Source organism: Rhodococcus sp. P14 (assembly GCF_000256505.1).
Classification (GTDB): domain Bacteria; phylum Actinomycetota; class Actinomycetes; order Mycobacteriales; family Mycobacteriaceae; genus Rhodococcus; species Rhodococcus ruber.
On sequence record NZ_AJFC01000022.1, the window covers coordinates 1 to 20193 of the forward strand.

21 protein-coding genes and 1 riboswitch are annotated in these 20193 nt (G+C 72.1%); of the genes, 8 read left to right on the top strand and 13 right to left on the bottom strand.

Going from position 1 to position 20193, the window contains the following annotated elements; genetic code table 11:
* On the top strand, positions 1-530 hold a 530-nt coding region (locus OEY_RS0101770; RefSeq protein WP_010592230.1), incomplete at its 5' end, for a GNAT family N-acetyltransferase.
* A 9-nt stretch (positions 531-539) separates the two neighbouring features.
* On the top strand, positions 540-1343 hold the full coding sequence (locus OEY_RS0101775) for an exodeoxyribonuclease III (protein WP_010592231.1): 804 nt from the start codon (positions 540-542) through the stop codon (positions 1341-1343).
* 25 nt (positions 1344-1368) lie between these two features.
* Here the strand turns inward: OEY_RS0101775 and OEY_RS0101780 are convergent, their stop codons facing one another.
* Entirely contained in the window at positions 1369-1719 is a 351-nt protein-coding gene (locus OEY_RS0101780) for a GNAT family N-acetyltransferase (protein ID WP_010592232.1), read from the bottom strand.
* Positions 1720-1930: 211 nt separating this feature from the next.
* Between OEY_RS0101780 and thiD the strand changes: the two genes are divergently transcribed.
* Positions 1931-2773, top strand: coding sequence for a bifunctional hydroxymethylpyrimidine kinase/phosphomethylpyrimidine kinase (thiD, locus tag OEY_RS0101785; RefSeq protein ID WP_010592233.1), 843 nt, complete (start codon positions 1931-1933; stop codon positions 2771-2773).
* On the opposite strand, the gene OEY_RS0101790 is transcribed toward thiD, so the two are convergent.
* The 8 genes from OEY_RS0101790 to thiO form a co-directional block, all read right to left on the bottom strand.
* Entirely contained in the window at positions 2745-3569 is an 825-nt protein-coding gene (locus tag OEY_RS0101790) for an adenylate/guanylate cyclase domain-containing protein (protein WP_010592234.1), read from the bottom strand. The two genes, thiD and OEY_RS0101790, sit on opposite strands and share 29 nt — an antisense overlap.
* On the bottom strand, positions 3562-5022 hold the full coding sequence (locus OEY_RS0101795; RefSeq protein WP_192811055.1) for a M20/M25/M40 family metallo-hydrolase: 1461 nt from the start codon (positions 5020-5022) through the stop codon (positions 3562-3564). The genes OEY_RS0101790 and OEY_RS0101795 overlap by 8 nt, the downstream gene beginning before the upstream one ends.
* Positions 5023-5035: 13 nt before the next feature.
* Positions 5036-5845, bottom strand: coding sequence for an ABC transporter permease (locus tag OEY_RS0101800; protein WP_010592236.1), 810 nt, complete (start codon positions 5843-5845; stop codon positions 5036-5038).
* Positions 5842-6786, bottom strand: coding sequence for an ABC transporter ATP-binding protein (locus OEY_RS0101805; protein ID WP_029539854.1), 945 nt, complete (start codon positions 6784-6786; stop codon positions 5842-5844). The genes OEY_RS0101800 and OEY_RS0101805 overlap by 4 nt, the downstream gene beginning before the upstream one ends.
* 221 nt (positions 6787-7007) lie before the next feature.
* On the bottom strand, positions 7008-7637 hold the full coding sequence (locus tag OEY_RS0101810) for an antibiotic biosynthesis monooxygenase (protein ID WP_010592238.1): 630 nt from the start codon (positions 7635-7637) through the stop codon (positions 7008-7010).
* A gap of 289 nt (positions 7638-7926) precedes the next feature.
* Positions 7927-8721 (bottom strand): thiazole synthase, encoded by a 795-nt coding sequence (locus tag OEY_RS0101815; RefSeq protein WP_010592239.1) that lies wholly within the window; start codon positions 8719-8721, stop codon positions 7927-7929.
* A complete protein-coding gene (gene thiS / locus OEY_RS0101820; protein WP_010592240.1) occupies positions 8714-8929 on the bottom strand; it encodes a sulfur carrier protein ThiS in 216 nt (71 codons plus the stop codon). Before thiS ends, OEY_RS0101815 begins: the two co-directional genes overlap by 8 nt.
* A gap of 5 nt (positions 8930-8934) precedes the next feature.
* Positions 8935-9993, bottom strand: coding sequence for a glycine oxidase ThiO (gene thiO, locus OEY_RS0101825; RefSeq protein WP_225222524.1), 1059 nt, complete (start codon positions 9991-9993; stop codon positions 8935-8937).
* Positions 9991-10103: riboswitch (TPP riboswitch) on the bottom strand. (Overlaps the previous gene by 3 nt.)
* A gap of 26 nt (positions 10104-10129) precedes the next feature.
* Here thiO and thiE point away from each other — a divergent pair.
* The gene (gene thiE / locus OEY_RS0101830; RefSeq protein ID WP_010592242.1) at positions 10130-10819 is read left to right on the top strand and encodes a thiamine phosphate synthase; all 690 of its coding nucleotides are present in this window, start codon (positions 10130-10132) and stop codon (positions 10817-10819) included.
* Positions 10820-10885: 66 nt separating this feature from the next.
* Here thiE and OEY_RS0101835 read toward each other — a convergent pair whose 3' ends face one another.
* Positions 10886-11737: an NUDIX hydrolase gene (locus tag OEY_RS0101835; RefSeq protein WP_010592243.1), complete on the bottom strand. Its 852-nt coding sequence runs from the start codon at positions 11735-11737 to the stop codon at positions 10886-10888.
* A gap of 128 nt (positions 11738-11865) precedes the next feature.
* On the opposite strand from OEY_RS0101835, the gene OEY_RS0101840 reads away from it, so the two are divergent.
* Positions 11866-13224, top strand: a complete 1359-nt coding sequence (locus tag OEY_RS0101840) for a hypothetical protein (RefSeq protein WP_010592244.1) — start codon at positions 11866-11868, stop codon at positions 13222-13224.
* Positions 13221-14186, top strand: a complete 966-nt coding sequence (locus OEY_RS0101845; RefSeq protein WP_010592245.1) for a glutamate ABC transporter substrate-binding protein — start codon at positions 13221-13223, stop codon at positions 14184-14186. Before OEY_RS0101840 ends, OEY_RS0101845 begins: the two co-directional genes overlap by 4 nt.
* On the opposite strand, the gene OEY_RS31485 is transcribed toward OEY_RS0101845, so the two are convergent.
* Positions 14183-14572 (bottom strand): hypothetical protein, encoded by a 390-nt coding sequence (locus OEY_RS31485; RefSeq protein ID WP_443216034.1) that lies wholly within the window; start codon positions 14570-14572, stop codon positions 14183-14185. The genes OEY_RS0101845 and OEY_RS31485 overlap by 4 nt on opposite strands.
* Between OEY_RS31485 and OEY_RS0101850 the strand changes: the two genes are divergently transcribed.
* Together OEY_RS0101850 and OEY_RS0101855 are read left to right on the top strand one after the other, a co-directional pair.
* Complete coding sequence (locus tag OEY_RS0101850) at positions 14562-16652, top strand: serine/threonine-protein kinase (protein ID WP_010592247.1); 2091 nt, start codon at positions 14562-14564, stop codon at positions 16650-16652. The genes OEY_RS31485 and OEY_RS0101850 overlap by 11 nt on opposite strands.
* A 163-nt stretch (positions 16653-16815) precedes the next feature.
* A complete protein-coding gene (locus OEY_RS0101855) occupies positions 16816-17685 on the top strand; it encodes an endonuclease domain-containing protein (protein ID WP_010592248.1) in 870 nt (289 codons plus the stop codon).
* Positions 17686-17768: 83 nt separating this feature from the next.
* Here OEY_RS0101855 and OEY_RS0101860 read toward each other — a convergent pair whose 3' ends face one another.
* Together OEY_RS0101860 and pta are read right to left on the bottom strand one after the other, a co-directional pair.
* Entirely contained in the window at positions 17769-18968 is a 1200-nt protein-coding gene (locus OEY_RS0101860; protein WP_010592249.1) for an acetate kinase, read from the bottom strand.
* Positions 18965-20193 (bottom strand): phosphate acetyltransferase (gene pta, locus OEY_RS0101865; protein ID WP_010592250.1); only part of this gene is annotated, 1229 nt, incomplete at its 5' end. The genes pta and OEY_RS0101860, both read right to left, overlap by 4 nt.

The following is a 20193-nucleotide window of genomic DNA, read 5'->3' on the forward strand; positions in this document are numbered from 1 at the left end:
TGCCGGACCGGCTCGCGCGCATCCCGCACGGATGGACCCCGAGCGACGAGGTGCAGGTGCTGGCCGCCGACCTCGACAACGTGCCACTGCCCGGTGTCACCACCCCCGTGGCCGTGAGCCCCCGCCCGGACGCCGGCTGGCTGTCGCTGTACCGGTATCGCGGTGCTCCGGTGCCCGCCGAGGGCCGGGCGGTCGTCGAGTCCGTCCTGGGCGGCGCGCTGGGGTTCGGCCGTATCGGCAGCGACACCGCGACCCTGGCGATCGCCCGTGCCGCGGTCACCGATGCCCCCGACGGGCGGCGCTGGGTGGGGCTGACCGCCGTGGAGGTGGCCGCCGCACACCGCCGGCGCGGCCTCGGCACGCTCGTGTGCGGCGCCCTGCTGCAGTGGGGACGCGACCACGGCGCCACCCACGCATACCTGCAGGTCGCAGCGGACAACGACGCCGCCCGGGGCCTGTACCGGGCGCTCGGATTCGTCGAGCACCATCGCTACCGGTACGCGACGGAACCTGTCCGCCCGCTCGCCTAGAGTGGGACCGTGCGTCTTGCTACCTGGAACGTGAACTCCGTCCGTGCCCGTGCCGACCGGATCCTCGACTGGTTGCAGCGGTCGGGCACCGATGTGCTCGCCATGCAGGAGACCAAGTGCAAGGACGAGCAGTTTCCGTACGAGCGGTTCGAAGAGCTCGGCTACCGGGTCGCACACGTCGGGCTCTCCCAGTGGAACGGCGTGGCCATCGCCTCCCGCATCGGTCTCGACGACGTGCAGATCGGGTTCGAGGACCAGCCCGGATTCACCAAGGACCCGGACGCCGACCCGGCGCAGGAGGCCCGGGCGATCGGCGCGACGTGCGGCGGGGTGCGGGTGTGGAGCCTGTACGTGCCCAACGGCCGCGAACTGGCCGATCCCCACTACGTCTACAAGCTCGAGTGGCTCGCGAAGCTGCGCGCCGACGCCCAGGCCTGGCTCGCCGCCGACCCGCAGACGCAGATCGCGCTCGTCGGCGACTGGAACATCGCGCCCACCGACGAGGATGTGTGGGATCCGGCGTTCTTCGAGGGGAAGACCCACACGTCGGAGCCGGAACGGGAGGCGTTCCGCGCGTTCCTCGACAGCGGCTTCACCGATGTGGTGCGCCCGCACGCCCCGGGCCCGGGGGTGTACACCTACTGGGACTACACCCAGCTCCGATTCCCGAAGCGTCAGGGCATGCGGATCGACTTCGTCCTCGGTTCCCCGGCGCTCGCGGCGCGTGTGGCCGGCGCGGAGATCGACCGCAACGAGCGCAAGGGCAAGGGGGCGAGCGACCACGCGCCGGTCGTCGTCGACCTCGCGGACTGAGACGTCCGGTCCCCGGCCCGGCGCGTCAGCGACGACCGGCGGCCGGCTCGAGGGGCAGCACGACGTCCCGATACTCGGGGTGGGCGGTGAGGAAGCGCTGCACATAGGTGCACACGGGACGGACCCGCCAGCCCCGCTCGCGCGCGAGATCCAGGGAGCGGCCCACGAGAACGCCCGCGAGCCCACGGTGCCCGAAGTCCTCGACGATGACGGTGTGCAGGAAATCGACGACGGGATGGTTGCGTCCGGGCACGCCGGAGGGACGATCCGTGTCGAAATACCCGAGGATCCCGACAAGATCCCCGTTCAGGCGTAGCTCGAAGCGGTTCTGATCCTTGTTGTCGGTCACCTCGGTGCGCGGCGAGTTGACGAGCATGATCCCCTCCGTGGTGCCGTAACCGAACTGTGACCTACGCCACTATAGAGCATGCAGGGTGCATCTGCCGAGACGTGTGAGACAAAACTGGACGTTGCCCCGGGACGGTGCCGCGCCGGTGTGGCAGCGCACATCGGCGGCCGCACGCGCGGCCGGGATCCGAGCCGGGGGGCCGGGCCGGCAATCGGACCGGATCGGTAGGGTCGCAGCCGTGAAGCTGCTGCCCCTGCCCCCGAAGGGCCGAACCCCGGTCCGTGCCCTCACCATCGCCGGCACCGATTCGGGGGGTGGGGCCGGGATCCAGGCCGACTCGCGCACCATGGCGATGTGCGGCGTGCACGCCTGCGTCGCCGTCGCGGCCGTGACCGTGCAGAACTCCGTGGGCGTCAGCGGCTTTCACGAGATCCCGCCCGAGACGGTGGCCGCGCAGGTGCGCTGCGTGGTGGAGGACATCGGGGTCTCGGGCGCCAAGACCGGCATGCTCGCCTCCACCGGGATCATCGAGGCGGTCGCCGCGGTGTGCACCGAGGTCGGCATCGGCCGGGACCGGCCGGTACCGCTCGTGGTCGACCCGGTGTGCGCGTCGATGCACGGCGATCCCCTGCTGCACGCGGAGGCCCTCGACGCGGTGCGGCACACCCTGATCCCGCAGGCCACCGTGGTCACGCCGAACCTCGACGAGGTGCGGCTGATCACCGGTATCGAGGTCGTCGACGACGCTTCCGCGCGGCGCGCCGCCGAGGCGCTGCACGACCTCGGCGCCCAGTGGGCCGTCGTCAAGGGCGGGCACCTGCGCACCTCCGAGGTCAGCACCGACCTGCTGTTCGACGGGGATCGTTTTCTCGAGTTCACCAGTCCCCGCATCGACACCGGCAACGACCACGGCGGCGGCGACACGCTCGCCGCGGCGATCGCGTCGGCCCTGGCCCACGGGTGGTCGGTGCCCGACGCCGTCGCGTTCGGCAAGGAGTGGGTCACCCGGTGCCTCGAGTGGTCGTACGACCTCGGCGCCGGGCACGGCCCGGTCAACCCCCTGTGGCGACTGCAGTCCTGACCCGCCAGATCCCGAGTTCGGGCGGCACACCCTTGGGGGCCGAGGTGAACAGCCCACGCCGATGCGGGCGCACCTCGAGACCGAGCGCGTCGACCGCGCCGGGCGGCAAGGCGTCGAGCGTCGCGGACGACACCACCACGTGCCCGTTCCCGGCGAGCTCCATCATGCGGGCCGCGACGGTGACATCGACGCCCAGCCAGTCGCTGCCGATCCGCCGGGGCAGGCCGGTGTGAGCGCCGACCCGGATCCGTGGCCGGTAGCTGTCCACGGTCACCTCGGTCAGGGCGGCGCGGGCCGCGAAGATCGCTTCCAGCGCCCGTTCCGGCCGGTCGAACACCACCATCAGACCGTCGCCGAGCCGTTTGACGATGGTGCCGCCACGGTCGGTGAACGCCGGCTCCAGTGCCCAGGCGACGCGCCGCAGCAGGTCGAGGGTGGCGACGTCGCCCGCGGCGAGGGACCACGTCGAGAATCCCACGAGGTCGGTGAAGACCACGGTGACCTCCCGGTCGCCGCGCCCGGCGCCGGTGCGTTCGAGCAGCGCCTGCCACGCCTGCAGCACGCCGAAGCCGAGTTCGTGCACCGCGCTCGGCTCGTCGACGTCTCGCCACCTCCCGGCCAGCCGCGCGACCGCCTGCGGCCCGCTGGTCCCCGCCGTGGACAACGGATCGCCGAAGCCGGGGTCGCCGGGCAGGGTGCGTCGCAGCCGCCGGGCCAGCCGGACCAGTTCGGGCCGCCGGTCGACGGCCGCGAATCGGTCCACGAGGCGACGACCGAACCCCGGTGTCTCATCCATCGGATCGGACCTCGGTGCGTTGCGGTCCGACCGGAACCCCGTCCGGTCCCGTGACGGCCCGCGCATACGTGCCGACCCCGTATCCGACGGCCGAGGCGGCGACGGCGAGTGCCGCCCGGTCGATGTTCGCGAGCGTGTCCTGCGGGCTGTGGTAGTTCGGGTCGAACGGTTCCTCGCCCGTGCCGCCCCACTTCTGCGCCTGCTCCGGGGTCTTGCGGTCGTCGGCACCGGAGAACACACCGCCCGCGGGGATGCCCGCGTCCACGAACGGCCCGTAGTCGGAGCGCCCGTCGAAATCGGTTCCGTCGGCGGCGATGCCGCGCGAGGTCAGGTAGGCCAGGAACGTGCGCTCGATGCCCGCCGAGCCCTCCGGTCCCGGACCGGTGCCCACCGCGTCGGAGTCGTCGCCGTCGTAGACGAGGTATCCCGGATTGGGCGAGCCGAGCATGTCGAAGTTCAGGTACAGGGCGATGTCCTCGCGGCCGGCGTCGTCCAGGGAGGCCACGTAGTCGGTGGAGCCGACCAGCCCGACCTCCTCGGCGCCCCAGAACGCGAACCGCACCGCGTTGGTGACGCCCGGTTCGCTGCCGAGTTGCAGCGCCGTCTCGAGCACCGCAGCGACGCCGGTGCCGTTGTCGTTGACGCCCGGGCCCTCCGGGACGCTGTCGAGGTGGGCGCCGACGACGACCACGTCGTCGGTCGAGCCCGTGGCGGTCTGCGCGAGCACGTTGCGCGAGCGCACGCTCTCGATGCGGGTGTCGAGGAGGAGGGTCACGGTGGCGGGGGCAGCGGCGAGCGCGCGGCCGTCGGCGCCGCTGATCCCCGCGGCGGGCACGCGGTCGTCGCCCTCCTCGCCGAGCGTCGCGCCGGTGAGCGCACCGTCCTCGTTGTTGGCGACGAGGAGCGCCGCCGCCCCCCGTCCCGCAGCGACCTGCTGCTTGACGGAGAACGGGCACACCCCGCGGGTGACGAGCACGACGGCACCGGAGACGTCGAGCCCCTCGTAGTCGGAGGCCTCGCACCCGGGCGTGTCGTCGGCGGGCACCGGCACGAGGCGGGCGGTGAGTCCGTCCGGACCGGTCGACGGCGAGAACTCGAGGGCCCGGACCGGCACCGGCGCGCCGGCGACGGTCAGGGTCTCGGCCTCGACGTCGAAACTGCGGACGTCGAACTCCGGGGTCTGCACGTCGAATCCGGCGTCGCGCAGCCGGCCGGCGACGTAGTCCACGCTCGCGTCGTAGCCGGCGGTGCCCACGGCGCGGTTGCCGTCGTGCTCGGTGGCGATGCGGTCGAGTTCGGTGAGATGCCCGACCACCGCATCGATTCCCACGGCCTGCGCCAGCGCGGCCGGATCCACCGGTGGTGGTGGCGGTGGCTCCTCCGAACATGCCGCCGCCAGCAGCACGATCGCTGCGGCGACGCCCCCGGCCCGTACCCGCACTCCCCGGTTCATCCGCCGAGGATACTCACGCGTCGCGCCGGTTCACCACGACCAGCGCGGCCGCGAACACCACGGCGACGAACACCGCGAAGTACACCAGCGAACCCCACGGTCCCCAGTGGAAGTCGATGCCCTGATCGCTGCCGAGGAAGTGGTTGGCATTGGCGAACGGCAGGAAGGGCTGCACCTGCCGGCCGAACGAACCGAACAAGGCGAACAGCGACTCGATCAGCAGCGGCCACAGCAACAGCAGCGCGATGGTGCCGGCGGACTGGCGCAGCAGCGCCCCGACGGCGACGGCGAGCACTGCGCACAGCAGCGCGTAGATCGAGACGCCGTAGATCGACCGCCAGGCCTGGTCGCCCTCGAGGACGAGTTCCCGCCCGGCCTCCGGGCCCGCGAGGGCCTTGGCGAGGGCGAACGACGCGAGCGCCAGCACGCCGGTGAGCACCGCGCCGAACAGCCCGATCAGCAGCGCCTTGACGACGAGCACGACGCTGCGGTTCGGCATCGCCTGGAACGTGGTGCGGATGACCCCGAACCGGTACTCGCTCGTCACCGACAGCGCCGCGAGGATCATCAGCACGAGCACGCCGAAGCCGGCGACGCCGCTGACCGCGACGTCCACGGTCGGGTAGAACCGGCCCATCTCGTCGTCGACGGACATGCTCGCCTTGGAGGCGGCGCCGAGGATCGCCGCGAGGCCCAGGCCGAGCGCGACGATCACGACGGTGCACCACCACGGCGACTGGGTGGAGGTGAGTTTGATCCGTTCCGCCTTGACGGTGTCCACGGCCACGCTCGCCGCCCCGGTGTTGTCGACGGCCACGCTCATCGCAGCTCCCCCTTCATGGGCTGCACGGCCGGGTCTCCGGCCACGGCTCCCTGGTACTCCACGTCGTCTCCGGTCAGTTTCATGAACGCCTCCTCGAGCGATGCGTTCCGGCTCGCCAGCTCGTGCAGCACGACCGAGTGCGCGGCGGCGAGCTCCCCGACCTGCGCGGTGGTGACGCCGCTGACGATCAGCGCGCCGTCGTCGTCCCGGACGGCGTGGCCCTGCCCGGCCAGTGCCGTGCGGAGGGTGTCGAGCTGCGGGCTGCGCACCCGCACCGTCGCCTCCGACGCCCGCTCGACGAACTCCGCGACGGACGTGTCCGCGATGAGCCGGCCCCGGCCGATCACCAGCAGATGATCCGCGGTCTGCGCCATCTCCGACAGCAGGTGGCTCGACACGAGCACGGTGCGCCCCTCCGCCGCGAGGGCCTGCATGAATCGGCGGATCCACACGATGCCCTCGGGGTCGAGGCCGTTGACGGGCTCGTCGAACAACAGCACCTTCGGATCCCCGAGCAGCGCGCCGGCCAGTCCCAGCCGCTGCGACATGCCGAGCGAGAAGCCGCCCGCGCGCTTGTCGGCCACCTCGGTCAGGCCGACGAGCGCGAGCACCTCCTCGACCCGCGAGTTCGGCAGCCCGTTGGATGCGGCGAGCCAGCGCAGGTGGGCCCGCGCCGACCGGTTCGGGTGCACCCAGCGCGCATCCAGCAAGGCACCGACGGTCCGCAGCGGCCGCTTCAGCTGGCGGTAGGGGACGCCGCCGATCAGCGCGGTCCCGGCGGTGGGCCGGTCGAGGCCGAGGATCATCCGCATCGTCGTGGATTTCCCGGCACCGTTGGGGCCGAGGAATCCGGTGACGATCCCCGGCCGGACGGTGAACGTCACGTCGTCGACGGCGACGGTGGAACCGAAGGTCTTCGTCAGTCCGGTCACTTCGATCATGACCCACAGCCTGCCCGATTCGGCCGGATCGCGCCGCGCGGGGTCGTCCTCCGCCCCGACACTCACCCACCGCCACGGTTCAGCAGGCGCGAGTCCCACCCGCGACCGCGCAGGTCCGTCCGGACCGAAGACCCCGCACCGCGCTCACTCCGGCCAGGGCGACATTTCGGCCGGCGACGAGACTTCGCCGGATCGAGGACGACCGGTCCCGAGCCTGCGGTTCACACCGTCTCGGGGACGTGCAGGTGCGCGATGGCGAGCTCGAATTCGCAGGTGTCGAGTATCTCCGCGCCCGCCTCGCGAGTCACTGCGGCCCGGATACCGTCGAGGCGTTCTCTGTGGGGTTCGATCGCCTCGGCGCTGTCGAACGTCACGGACGACACCCCGCGGCCGGATGCGCGGTCGATCATCAGGCTGGCGCTGCAGAACCCGTCGAGTTCCTCCAGCTCGGGCAGTGCGCCCATCTTCCACAGGTCGACGCCGCGGTCCATGTGCGCCGGGTCGGTCTCGACCCACGTGACCCGGCACCAGGCCCCGCGATCCGAACGGTGGTCGCGATGCACGACGGCGATCTCCCACCGCGACACCTCCGTGGTGCCGTGGAAGATCCTGGCCGCGTCGTCACGGAGCATGCGCACCGTGTCCTCGCTGGCGCGCATCGAGTCCTCGTCCCGCCACGAACTGGTCGCGATGCACCGGCCCGTGCCGCGATCGATGAGCAGGGACATGCCGAGGCAGCCCTCGATGTCTGCCAGCGTGGGCATCACGGTGTCGCGTACGTGCCGGATCCCGGCGTCGATGTACGACGGATGCGCGTGAATTGTGGTCGAGCGTGCGAACACGATCGGCACCCTTCTCCTCAGGGCGGTGCCGACGCGGCGCCGCCGGTCGTTGTCGTCCCCCCGGGTTTCACCATGCTCCCCCGATCCGCTGGAGGCAATAGACGGGCGTGCGCCGGCATTGCGGGGCGACCGGTTTCGCACGACCTTCGTCCGCCGCCGCTGCCGCCCTGCGAGCGCGGGCAGTGCCCCCCCGTGCACGACCGTTCTCCGCCCTCGACGAGGCCGGGGGTGCCGCGACGCGTGCGGCACCACCGGGTCCGTCGAGAAACCGACCGTCACCGCCTCACATCCGGTCGCCTCAGGGTTCGAGCGGCGACGAGGCCTGCGCCCAGAACCGCTTCGGGATGCGGCCCGCGTGCCGGGCCCGGAAGCCCGCCTCGACGGCGTGGCGCATCGCCGACGCCATGAGCGCCGGGTCCTTCGCCCGGGTCACCGCGGTCGCCAGCAGCACCGCGTCGCACCCGAGTTCCATCGCGAGCGCGGCGTCGGACGCGGTACCGATGCCCGCGTCGAGGATCACCGGCACCCCGGCGGCCTCGACGATCATCTCGATGTGGTGCGGGTTGGAGATGCCCAGCCCCGTGCCGATGGGCGAGCCGAGCGGCATCACGGCGGCACAGCCGACGTCCTCGAGCCGTCGCGCCAGCACCGGATCGTCGTTGGTGTAGGGCAGCACGACGAACCCGTCGTCGACGAGTTGTTCGGCGGCCGAGACGAGTTCGATCGCGTCGGGCAGCAGCGTGCGTTCGTCGGCGACGACCTCGAGCTTGACCCAGTCCGTCCCGAGAGCCTCGCGACCGAGTTGCGCGGTGAGCACCGCCTCGGCGGCGCCGCGGCAGCCGGCGGTGTTGGGCAGCGGCGCGATGTCGAGGCGGCGCAGCAGATCGAGCACGCCGGTCCCGGACGCCGCGTCCACCCGGCGCATCGCCACGGTGGTCAGTTCGGTGCCGGAGGCGACGAGGGCCTCCTCGAGCACGGCGAGATTCGCGGCCCCACCGGTGCCGGTGATCAGCCGCGAGGCGAAGCTGCGTCCGGCGATCGTCAGGGGCGGCAGGTCGTGGCCGGGGTCGTGGCCGGGGTTGCGCTCAGCCACCCTGCACCGCCGTCAGCACCTCGATCTGCCAGCCCTTCTCGACGCGCTCGGACCACCGTCCCCGGGGGAAGAGGGCACCGTCCACGGCGACGGCGACCCCCCGGTCGGGGAGGCCGAGTCCGCTCAGCAGCTCGGCCATCGTCGGCGCCTGGGCGAACCAGCGCTCCTCCCCATTGACCGTGACTCCCACCGTCGGCGCACCGTTCATCACACTCACTCCTCGGTAAATCGTTGCGGATCAGCATATTTCGCCACAGCGAGCGGTTCGTCCGCGAGCTCCGCGACCACCGCGTCCGCCGTGACCGGGGTCAGCAGCACGCCGTTGCGGCCGTGCCCGGTCGCGGCGATCACCCGCTCGGACAGCCGGCCGATCAGCGGCAGGTTGTCCGGGCTCACGGGTCGCAGCCCCGCACTCGCCTCGTACAGCTCGTACTCGCCGATCGCCGGGAACAGCGCCTCGGCGTCGGCGATGAGATCCCGCACCCCCGCGACGGTGACCTGCGTGTCGTCGGCCTCGTACTGGGTTGCGCCGACGACGAGTCCGTCCGCGCGCGGCACCAGGTACGCGGGCCGGCCGTGCACGCTGCCGCGGACCGTCCGGTGCGGGGCGGGAGCCGCGCCCGGCCGGGTCCGCAGCCGCAGGATCTCCCCCTTGACCGGCCGCACCGGCAGGCCCGGCCACAACCGCGCCGAGGCGGCACCGGCCGCGAGCACGACCCGGTCGGCGTCCAGTTCGGTGACGTCACGCACCGGCTCGTCGACGAAGCTGACGCCGGCCCCGGCGGCAGCCCGTCGCAGCGCGTCGACGAGGACCCGGTTGTCCACGGCCAGCTCGTCCGGGGCCAGCAGACCCAGACGGATGCGCGGCCCCAGCGACGGCTCGAGTTCGCGCACCTCGGCGCGGCCGAGCACGCGCATCTCGTGCCCCTGCGCCGACACCCACTCGGCGATCGTGCGCAGGTCGGCGGCGTCGGCCGCGTCCAGCGCGACGGTCAGCGAGGCGGTGGAGGTGAACAGGTCGAGGCCGGTCTCCCGGAGCAGTTCGGCACCGAACGCCGGCCAGCGGGCCAGCGACGCGGCACCCAGCTCGAGGACGTGTTCCTCACCCGGCCAGCCCTCCGACAACGGTGCGAGCATCCCCCCGGCCACCCACGACGCCCCCGCTCCCGGGGACGGGTCGTGCACGGTCACGGTCCAGCCGGCCCGGGCCGTGCGCCAGGCGATCGACAGCCCGATCACGCCTCCGCCGACGACGGATACGGTTCCCAACAGTTCGTCCACCTCACTCCCTGCGCCGGCATGATCCGGTTCAGGTGCTGACGGTCGGGGCCGGCAGGCCCCCTCTCAGCCCCGCGATCCCCGGGACTCCCGTGTCGATTCGTTCAGAGCAGAGACTACCGTCTCCGCCGTGACTACCTACCGCGGCAACCGTCCCGCCCCCCGGGAACGCCTCGCGCAGGCCCGGCTCTACCTGTGCACCGACGCCCGTCGCGACACCGGCGACCTGGCCCGATTCGTCGAGGAGGCACTCGCGGGCGGTGTCGACATCGTCCAGCTCCGCGACAAGGGCTCGGCAGGCGAGAAGAAGTTCGGCCCGCTCGAGGCCCGCGAGGAGCTCGAGGCGCTCGAGGTGCTCGCCGCCGCCTGCCACCGGCACGGGGCCCTGCTGGCCGTCAACGACCGCGCCGACATCGCCCTGGCCGCCGGCGCCGACATCCTGCACCTCGGGCAGGGCGACCTGCCCGTGCGGTACGCCCGGCAGGTCCTCGGCGACGACGTGGTGATCGGCCGCTCCACCGCCAGCCGGGCCCAGGCCAGCCTGGCCGACATCGAGGACGGCGTCGACTATTTCGCCAACGGACCGGTGTGGGAGACCCCCACCAAGCCGGGCCGCACCGCAGCGGGCCTCGAAGTGCTGCGGGAGGTGGCCCGGTCGCAGCCGCGGCGGCCGTGGTTCGCCATCGGCGGCATCGATGCCGAGCGGCTGCCCGAGGTGCTCGACGCCGGCGCCACCCGCATCGCGGTGGTCCGCGCCATCACCGCGGCACCGAATCCGCGGACCGCGGCGGCCGCGCTGAGGGCCGCGCTGCCCCGCTGACGGTCCGTCACAGCCGGCCGCGCACCCGCGGCGGCCGCACTGGCGGCGCCGCCCGCTGACGGTCCGTCACAGCCAGTCGAGCACCGTCGACGGCGCCAGGGTCGGCACATCCCCGGGCAGCCGGGCGCGCAGTCCCCGGTCGGCCGTCACCACCACGGTGAGCACCTGGTCCAGGACCGCCGACGTGCCCTTCGCCAGGACGGCCAGTTCGTCGTCTCCGCTGCCGGCGGCGGTGTGCACCAGCGTGCGGTCGTCGTCGATCACCGCCGCGCGGGCCTGCCCCTCGAGGACCGCCTCGATGCGGCTCACCCAGCCGAACGAGCCGCCGGGCAGCTCGACGGTGCGGGGCACCGACTCCGCCAGCTCCGCGAGCAGTCGCGCGGTGGCGCCCGGCCGGTCACGCCACCAGCCGTTCGGCCGCGCGCCGAGGACGTTGGCCGTGTCGAGCAGCATCCGCACCGCCCGGGTCCGCAGGTCCGGCCAGGCGGCCGCGAACCCGGAGTGCAGGGGCATGGTCTCGACGTCCGCCTCCGGCACCCAGCGCAGTTCGGTGCTCTCCCCGTTGAGGGTCGTCTCCATCGGGCTCGGGGTGTCCGCGACGACCGTGGTGTACGTCCATCCTCCGTCGACGCCGGAGGTGACCCGCTCGGTGCGCACGCTCACGGCAGCCGGGTCGATCCCGGTCTCCTCCTCGGCTTCCCGTACAGCCGCGACGACGGGACTCTCGTCGCTGTCGCGGGCGCCGCCGGGCAGCGCCCACGTGCCGCCCTGGTGGCTCCACGCCGCGCGGTGCTGCAGCAACACGGCCGGGGTGCCGTCGGGCAGCGGTGCACGCAGCAGCAGCCCGGCCGCGCCGAATCTGCCCCACCGGCGACCACCGTCGGGTCCGACGGCCCAGCCGTCCCCGTCACCTCGCATCGCGTCCGCCTCCCTGCCGCCCGGTCGCAGGCCGCGAGCCGGGCGTCCACCGTCCTCGGACGGCAACAACATCCCAGTACTGCTTATATGCTCGCCACACACAGTGCCACATCGGAAGGGGTGCTCTCGTGGACGTGCGCGTGACCCCCACGCTCGGCGCGGTCGGGGGTCGCCTCCAGCGCGGCGACGTGTCCGGTCCCGTCGTCGACCACGACCGCCGCGCCGACGACTGGCGCGCCCTGCTCCGATCCACCCCCGTCGCACTCTTCACGCTCGGCGCCCTGCTGCTGATCCTCCTCATCGTCTCCGGCATCGTCGCAGGTCAGACCGTGACGAGCCGGCAGGCCACGCACAGTCGGCTGCTCACCTCCGTCGAACCCCTCGCCGACGCCGCCCAGAGTCTCTACAGTGCCCTGTCCGTCGCGGACGCGGCCGCCGCCACCGGCTTCATCGCGGGCGGTATCGAACCCGAGGAGGTGCGGGAACGCTACACCCAGGCCGTCGGCGAGGCGTCCACCCAGCTCGTCGCCGCGGCCGGCGGAATCGCCGCGGACGACAGGGTGGGCGCCCGGTTGGTGGCGGACATCGCCGGTCGGCTCACCGTCTACACCGGCCTGGTGGAGACGGCTCGTGCGAACAACCGCGTCGGAAACCCCGTGGGCGCCGCCTACCTGGGCGAGGCCTCGCACCTGATGCAGTCCGAACTGCTGCCGATGGCGCAGGAACTGTACGAACGCAGCTCGTCCGCCGTCACGTCCACCCAGCGTGCGGCCGTGCAGCCGCCGTGGACGTCGATCGGGATGCTGCTGGTGACGGTCGTCGCGCTGACCGGCGTGCACGTGATCGTCTCGCGGATCAGCCGCCGCACCCTGAACCTCGGTCTGCTCGCGGCCATCGCCTCGACGGGGATCCTGCTGTGCTGGCTCCTCGTTGCGGGACTGATCTCGTCGAGCGCCACCCGGAACGCCGTCGAGCGCGGCGGCGAACCGCTCGGGGTCTTCACCGACAGCCGGATCCTCGCCCAGCAGGCCCGGACCGCCGAGACGCTGCAGCTGGTCCGGCGGGACGTCACCGGCGAATACGACGCGATGTTCGACGGCAGCATGGACCGTCTCGACGAGTTGCTCACCGGCTCCGCGGCGGCCGACGTGGAGACCCAGGCCGAACCCGCCGGCCGCGCCGCCGAAGCGCGCACGGCCTGGCTGGCATCGCACGACCGCGTGCAGGCGGCGCTCGACCGGGGCGACTACCCGGCTGCCGCGATCCTCGCCACCGGCCCCGGGCCCGACGAGGCGGCGGCCCAGTTCCACGCCGTCGACCGCGCCCTCGAACGGGGCATCGACCTCGCGCGCGCCGAACTCCGCGGCAACGAAGTCCGCGCCGCGGACACGCTGTCCGCGCTCGCACCGGCCGCGTGGGTGCTGACCGTGCTCGCGGGGATCGGCGTCGTGGGAGGACTGGCGCCACGGATCCGGGAGTACCTGTGAACATCCGCAACGCCCTCCTCGCCGCCGTCGTCGCCGCGGCCGTCCTCACCGGTGGGTGCGCGACGTCGCAGCCGGAGATCGTCGTCGGCCCCGACGTGTCCTACACCGAGCCGCCGCTGCCGGAGCGCGCCGCACTCGCGCCTACCGACGTGCCGATCCCCCCGGAGCCGGACTGCGGCGACCCGACCGCCGGGCTGCGTCCCGACGGGGCGACGACCGGGCCCGCCCTCGATGCGATCCGGGCGCGCGGGCGCCTCGTCGTCGGGCTCGACACCGGCAGCAACCTGATGAGTTTCCGCGACCCCTCGACCGGCCGGATCGCCGGGTTCGACGTGGACATCGCCCGCGAGATCGCCCGGGATCTGCTCGGCAGCCCGGACCTGCTCGACTTCCGGATCCTGAACTCCGCGGACCGGGAGCAGGCCCTGCAGGATTCCACCGTCGACATCGTCGCGAAGACGATGACGATCACGTGCGCCCGACGTGAACGCGTCGACTTCTCCACGGTGTACTTCGTCGCCCAGCAGCGTGTCCTGGTGGTCCAGGGCTCCGACGTCCGGGACGTCGCCGATCTCGCCGGCCGGCGGGTGTGTGTCGTGCGCGGCACGACGTCGCTGATGCGTCTGCGGCAACTGCAGCCGTCCGCGGCGATCCTGACGGTCCCGTCGTGGGCGGACTGTCTCGTCGTGCTACAGCAGCGCCAGGTCGACGCGGTCAGTACCGACGACACGATCCTCGCCGGGCTCGCCTCCCAGGACCCGTACCTGGAACTGGTGGGGGCGCCGATCGGAACCGAGCCCTACGGCATCGGGATCGCGCAGGGCCGTGAGGATCTGGTGCGGTTCGTCAACGGCACCCTGGAGCGGATCCGTCGGGACGGCACGTGGACGCAGATCTACAACCGCTGGCTCACCGTCCTGGGGCCCGCCCCGGCGCCGCCGCCCCCGACGTACGTGGACTAGAGAGAACCCATGTCCGACACCGACGACGACACCGGACCGGCGACAGCGTCCGCGGCACCCCCGGATTCCGGTCCGGCCACTGCACCGGCGGCCCCGCCGGAGTCCGGTCCGGCGACCGCACCGAGCGCCGGCCCGGGAACAGCACCGAGCATCGGTCCGGGAACGGCACCGAGCATCGGTCCGGAAACAGCACCGAGCATCGGTCCGGAAACAGCACCGAGCATCGGTCCGGAAACAGCACCGAGCATCGGTCCGGAAACAGCACCGAGCATCGGTCCGGAAACACAGCGCAGCCGCCAGGCGAGCGTGCCGTCGCAGCGGTCGTCCTCGCGCCGCTCCCGGTCGCGGCTGCCGTCGCGGCGACGTCTCGCAGGTATGGTCGACATCCCCGTCCCGACCCCCGTCGATCCCGAGTCCGTCGTCCTGCGCGACCCGCATGTCGCCGAGGGCAAACGGTTCTGCTGGAAGTGCGGCAAGCCGGTCGGCCGCAGCACCCCCAACGGACCGGGCGCGACGTCGGGCCGATGCCCTTCGTGCGGAACCCCGTTCGAGTTCACTCCGATGCTCGCGGTCGGCGACGTCGTCGGCGGACAGTACGTCGTGCAGGGCTGTCTCGCCCATGGTGGTCTCGGCTGGATCTACCTGGCGATCGACCGGAACGTCAGCGATCGCTGGGTGGTCCTGAAGGGTCTGCTGCACTCGGGAGACGCCGAGGCGCAGGCCGTCGCGCTGGCCGAGAAGCAGTTCCTCGCCGAGGTGACGCATCCGAGCATCGTGAAGATCTTCAACTTCGTCGAACACCCTCGCCCCGACGGCAGCCCGATGGGCTACATCGTCATGGAATACGTCGGCGGGCACTCGCTGCGCGAGGTGCTCGACACCTGCCCCAAGCCCGCGCGGATGCCCGTCGAGCAGGCCGTCGCGTACGTCCTCGAGATCATGCCGGCGCTGAGCTATCTGCATTCGGTCGGGCTCGTCTACAACGACCTCAAGCCCGAGAACATCATGGTCACCGAGGAGCAACTCAAGCTCATCGATCTCGGTGCCGTCACCGGAATCGAGGACTACGGCTACCTGTACGGCACGCCGGGCTACCAGGCCCCGGAGATCGTGCGCACCGGCCCGACCGTGGCGTCCGACATCTACACCGTCGGCCGGACCCTCGCCGTGCTGACCCTCGACATGCCGTGGAAGCAGGGGCGTCCGGCCGACGGCCTCCCCACGCCGACCGAGGCGCCGCTGCTGGCGGAGTACGAGTCCTACCACCGGCTGCTGCTGCGGGCCACCGATTCCGATCCGCAGCGGCGGTTCGAGTCGGCCGACGAGATGGCGAGCCAGCTGACCGGTGTCCTGCGCGAGATCCTGTCGCAGCAGACCGGCGAGGAGCATCCGGGGCTGTCGTCGGTGTTCAGCCGGCAGCGGACGACGTTCGGCACGGACGAGGCCGTCGGGCGCACGGATTCGATCGTCGACGGTGTCGAACGGGACGAGAACCTCGCGGCGCGTGATGTGGCGGCGGCGTTGCCCGTTCCGCTGCTCGACCCGCTCGATCCGAGCGCGGCACTGTTGGCGGCGGCGGTGCACAGCGAACCTCAGCAGACCCTCGACGCGCTGCGCCACGCGCGCGACAACGGCATCGAGCGCGTCGTCGGCACGGCCGACGTCTCGTTCTCCCGGGAGATCACCCTCGCCGAGGTCCGCGCCCATCTCGACCTCGGGCACGGCGTGCGCGCCACCGAGATCCTGGGCAAGCTCGAACGTGACCTGGGAGCGGACTGGCGCATCGACTGGTACGCCGGTCTCGCCGAGTTGATCAACGGCGAATACGAGTCCGCCTTCGGCAGATTCGAGAAGGTGCTCGCCGCGACGCCCGGCGAGGCCGCACCCAAGCTCGCCCTGGCGGCCACGGCCGAACTCATCCTGCAGCATTGGGAGAGCGACGATCCCGGTGCCTGGCGCGCGTTCTGCGAGAACTACTACCGCACCGTGTGGCGCACCGACCACAACGTGGTGAGTGCCGCGTTCGGTCTGGCGCGGCAACTCACCCTCCGCGGCGATCGGGCAGCCGCGATCGCCGCTCTCGACCAGGTGCCGCCGAGTTCCCGGCACCACGCCGTCGCCCGGATGACGACCGTGCTGATCCTGCTGCACGACCGTCCGGTCGAGGAGATCGAGGAGGCCGACCTGCGCGAGGCCGCGCGGCGGGTGGCGACGTTGTCGCCCGAGGAGGGACGGCTTCTGCAGATGCGCACCCTGGTGCTCTCGATCGCTCTCGACTGGGTCCGCGCCGGGCACTCGGCACGGCGCGAATCGGACCCGATTCTCGACGTCCCGTTCGACGAGAGGGGTCTTCGCAGCGGTACCGAGACCGGTCTGCGGGACCTGGCCCGCAACGCGCCGACCCGCGCCCACCGCTTCACGCTCGTCGACCTGGCCAACGCCATCCGCCCCCGCAGCCTGCTGTGAGCGAGCGGGCGGATCGCGCGGCATCGACCGAGTGGCCTCGACGACAACCTCCCGCTCGGCGCGGGGGTCGCCCGCTCACCGTCCCTGTGGACAACTCCGAAGTTGTCCACAGTCCGGCGAGGTGGGTTCCGCAACGGCCGGACGCCCTGCATCGTGTGCGTCCGTGCATTCCTTCGACGCTCCCTTCCGGGGCACCGAGGCTATCGCGTCCGGTGCGCTGACCGCCTACGAGTTGCGGCACGGATTCGTCCGCCTGCACCGCGCTGTTTACGTGCGGCGAGGTGTCGCGCCTACGGCACGCAACAGGGTCCGGGCGGCGTGGTTGTGGTCGGCGGGCAGGGGAACGCTCGCCGGACTGTCGGCCGCGGCGCTGCACGGGACGAAGTGGATCGACGGCTCCGCCCCGGCGGAGCTGCTTCGGGCCGGTCACGTGCGTGCGCCCTCCGGCATCGTCGTCCGGCAAGGCATCCCGGACGACGACGAATTGTGCCGCGTGGACGGAATGACGGTGACAAGTCCGGCGCGGACGGGGTTCGACCTCGGCCGCACTGCGAAAGGGGACCGTGCTGTCGAACTCCTCGACGCCTTGTGTCACGCCACCGGCGTGAAGCCTGCGGAGATCCGCGAGCTCGCCTGCCGGCACGCGGGAGCGCGTGGGGTGTCCGCATTGCGTCAGGTGCTCGAGTTCGTCGACGGCGGCGCCGAGTCCCCGCCCGAGACACGGACGCGCCTGCTGCTCGTGCGCGGCGGGCTTCCTGTTCCCGAGACCCAGATCCACGTCCGTGCCGCGGACGGACGACTGCTCGCCCGCGCCGACCTGGGGTGGCGATCCTGGCGGGTTCTCGTCGAGTACGACGGCGGACACCACTGGACGGACCCCGCCCAGCGCACCCGGGACATCGACCGGTACGCGCTGCTCGAGTCCGCGGGACGGCGGGTCGTCCGAGTCGACGCTCGACTGCTCGCCGAGCGCCCGGACGTCGTGCTCGAGCGAGTACGGGCGGCGTTGCGGGCGGCCGGCGCCCGGTGGTGAGGAAGCGAGCGGGAGGATCTCGCGGTATCGGCCGAGTGGCCTCGACGACAACCTCCCGCTCGGCGCGGAAACGTCCCTCTCGCCTACACCAGCGCCGCGGCCGCCCGCGCGATCGCGAGCTCCTCGTCGGTCGGGATCACGAGGACCTCCACCTGCGACGTGTCCGCCGAGATGCGTCGCTCGCCGCGCTCCGGCGCGACGTTGCGTGCGTCGTCGACGACGATGCCGAGGCGTTCGAGGCCGGCGAGGGCGTCGCGGCGGACGTCGACGTTGTTCTCGCCCACCCCGCCGGTGAACACGACGACGTCGACGCCGCCGAGTTCGACGAGATATGCGCCGAGGTACTTGCGCAGCCGGTGCACGTAGACGTCGTAGGCCAGCTTCGCGTCCTCGGAACCCTCGGCGACGAGCCGCAGCAGCGCCCGGAAGTCGTTGACACCCGACAGGCCCTTGAGCCCGGAGCGCCGGTTGAGCAGGCCGTCGATGGTGTCGACGTCCATCCCCGCGCTGCGATTCAGATGCAGCAGCACGCCGGGATCGATGTCACCGCACCGGGTTCCCATCACCAGACCTTCGAGAGGGGTCAGTCCCATGGACGTGTCGACGGGCCGGCCGCCGGCGATCGCGGAGGCCGACGCACCGTTGCCGAGATGCAGCACGATCTGGTTCAGCTCCGACAGCTCGCGTCCGAGGAACCGCGCCGCACGTTCGGACACGTACTGGTGCGACGTGCCGTGGAACCCGTACCGCCGGATTCCGTGTGCCCGGGCGACGTCCCGGTCGATCGCGTAGGTCGCGGCTGCGGCGGGCAGGGCGTGGAAGAACGCCGTGTCGAACACCCCGACGTGCGGAATGTCGGGCAGTTCCTCGCGCGCGACCTCCATGCCGATGACGTTCGCGGGATTGTGCAGCGGCGCAAGAACGGACAGTTCCTCGACGGTGCGCACCACGTCGTCGTCGACGAGGGTGGGCTCGTGGAACACCTCACCGCCGTGGACGAGCCGGTGGCCGACGGCGATGATGCCGGCCTCGCGCAGGGGCCGGCCCAGTCCCTCCACCCAGTCGAGGACGATCCGCAGTCCGGCCCGGTGGTCCTCGATGGGACCGACGTGTTCCTCGGTTCCGGTGGTGTGGTGGAACACGACCCGGCCCTCCGGCTCGCCGATCCGCTCGATGAGACCGTGCGCCACCGACTCCCCGGTCCCGGGGTGGACGAGCTGGAACTTGATCGACGACGAGCCCGAGTTGAGCACCAGCACGGTGCCTTCCGTCCGGGCGCTCATTCGTCGGCCTCCTGCGCCTGGATGGCGGTGATCGCCACCGTGTTCACGATGTCCTGGATCAGCGCCCCCCGCGACAGGTCGTTGACGGGCTTGCGCAGGCCCTGCAGGACCGGCCCGACCGCGACGGCTCCGGCGCTGCGCTGCACGGCCTTGTAGGTGTTGTTGCCGGTGTTGAGGTCCGGGAAGATGAACACGGTTGCCCGGCCGGCGACCTCCGAGCCGGGCAGTTTGGCGCTGGCGACGGACGGTTCGATCGCGGCGTCGTACTGGATCGGTCCTTCCACCGGCAGATCCGGCCGGCGTTCGCGCACCAGGGCGGTGGCGGCGCGGACCTTGTCGACGTCGGCGCCCGACCCGGATTCGCCGGTCGAGTAGGACAGCATCGCGATGCGCGGTTCGATGCCGAAACGGGCGGCGGTGGCGGCGGAGGAGATCGCGATGTCGGCGAGCTGTTCGGTGGTGGGGTCGGGGACCACCGCGCAGTCGCCGTAGGCGAGCACCCGGTCCGACAGGCACATGAGGAAGATGCTCGACACCGTGGACACGCCGGGTTCGGTCTTGACGATCTCGAAGGACGGCCGGATGGTGTGGGCGGTGGTGTGCGCGGCACCGGAGACCATGCCGTCGGCGATGCCGAGATGGACCATCATCGTGCCGAAATACGAGATGTCGCTCATGATTTCGCGGGCGCGTTCGATCGTCATTCCCTTGTGGGCACGCAGCCGGGCGTATTCCTCGGCGAACTGCTCGGCGAGGTCGGACGATCTGGGATCGAGCACCTCCGCGGCGCTCAGGTCGACGCCGAGTTCGGTGGCCCGGCGCCGCACCTGGGTCTCGTCGCCGAGGATCGTCAGGTCGGCGATCCGGCGTTGCAGGACACGGCCCGCCGCGCGCAGGATCCGATCGTCGTCGCCCTCGGGCAGCACGATGTGCCGGCGCCGGCGGCGTGCCCAGTCGATGAGCTGGTACTCGAACATCTGCGGGGTCGTGACGGACGGCCGGGGCACGTCGAGGCGGCTCAACAGCTGATCGGTGTCCACGTGCTGTTCCATCAGCGCGACGGCGGTGTCGATCTTGCGGTGCGCGCCGAGAGCCATGCGGCCACGCGTCCGGTCGGCCGCCGACGCGGTGTCGAAGGTTCCGAGGCTCGTCGTCAGGATCGGCAGGCTGGGCTTGAGCCCGGCGACGAGCTGCGCCACCGCCGGGTGCGGCAGGGGGGCGCCGC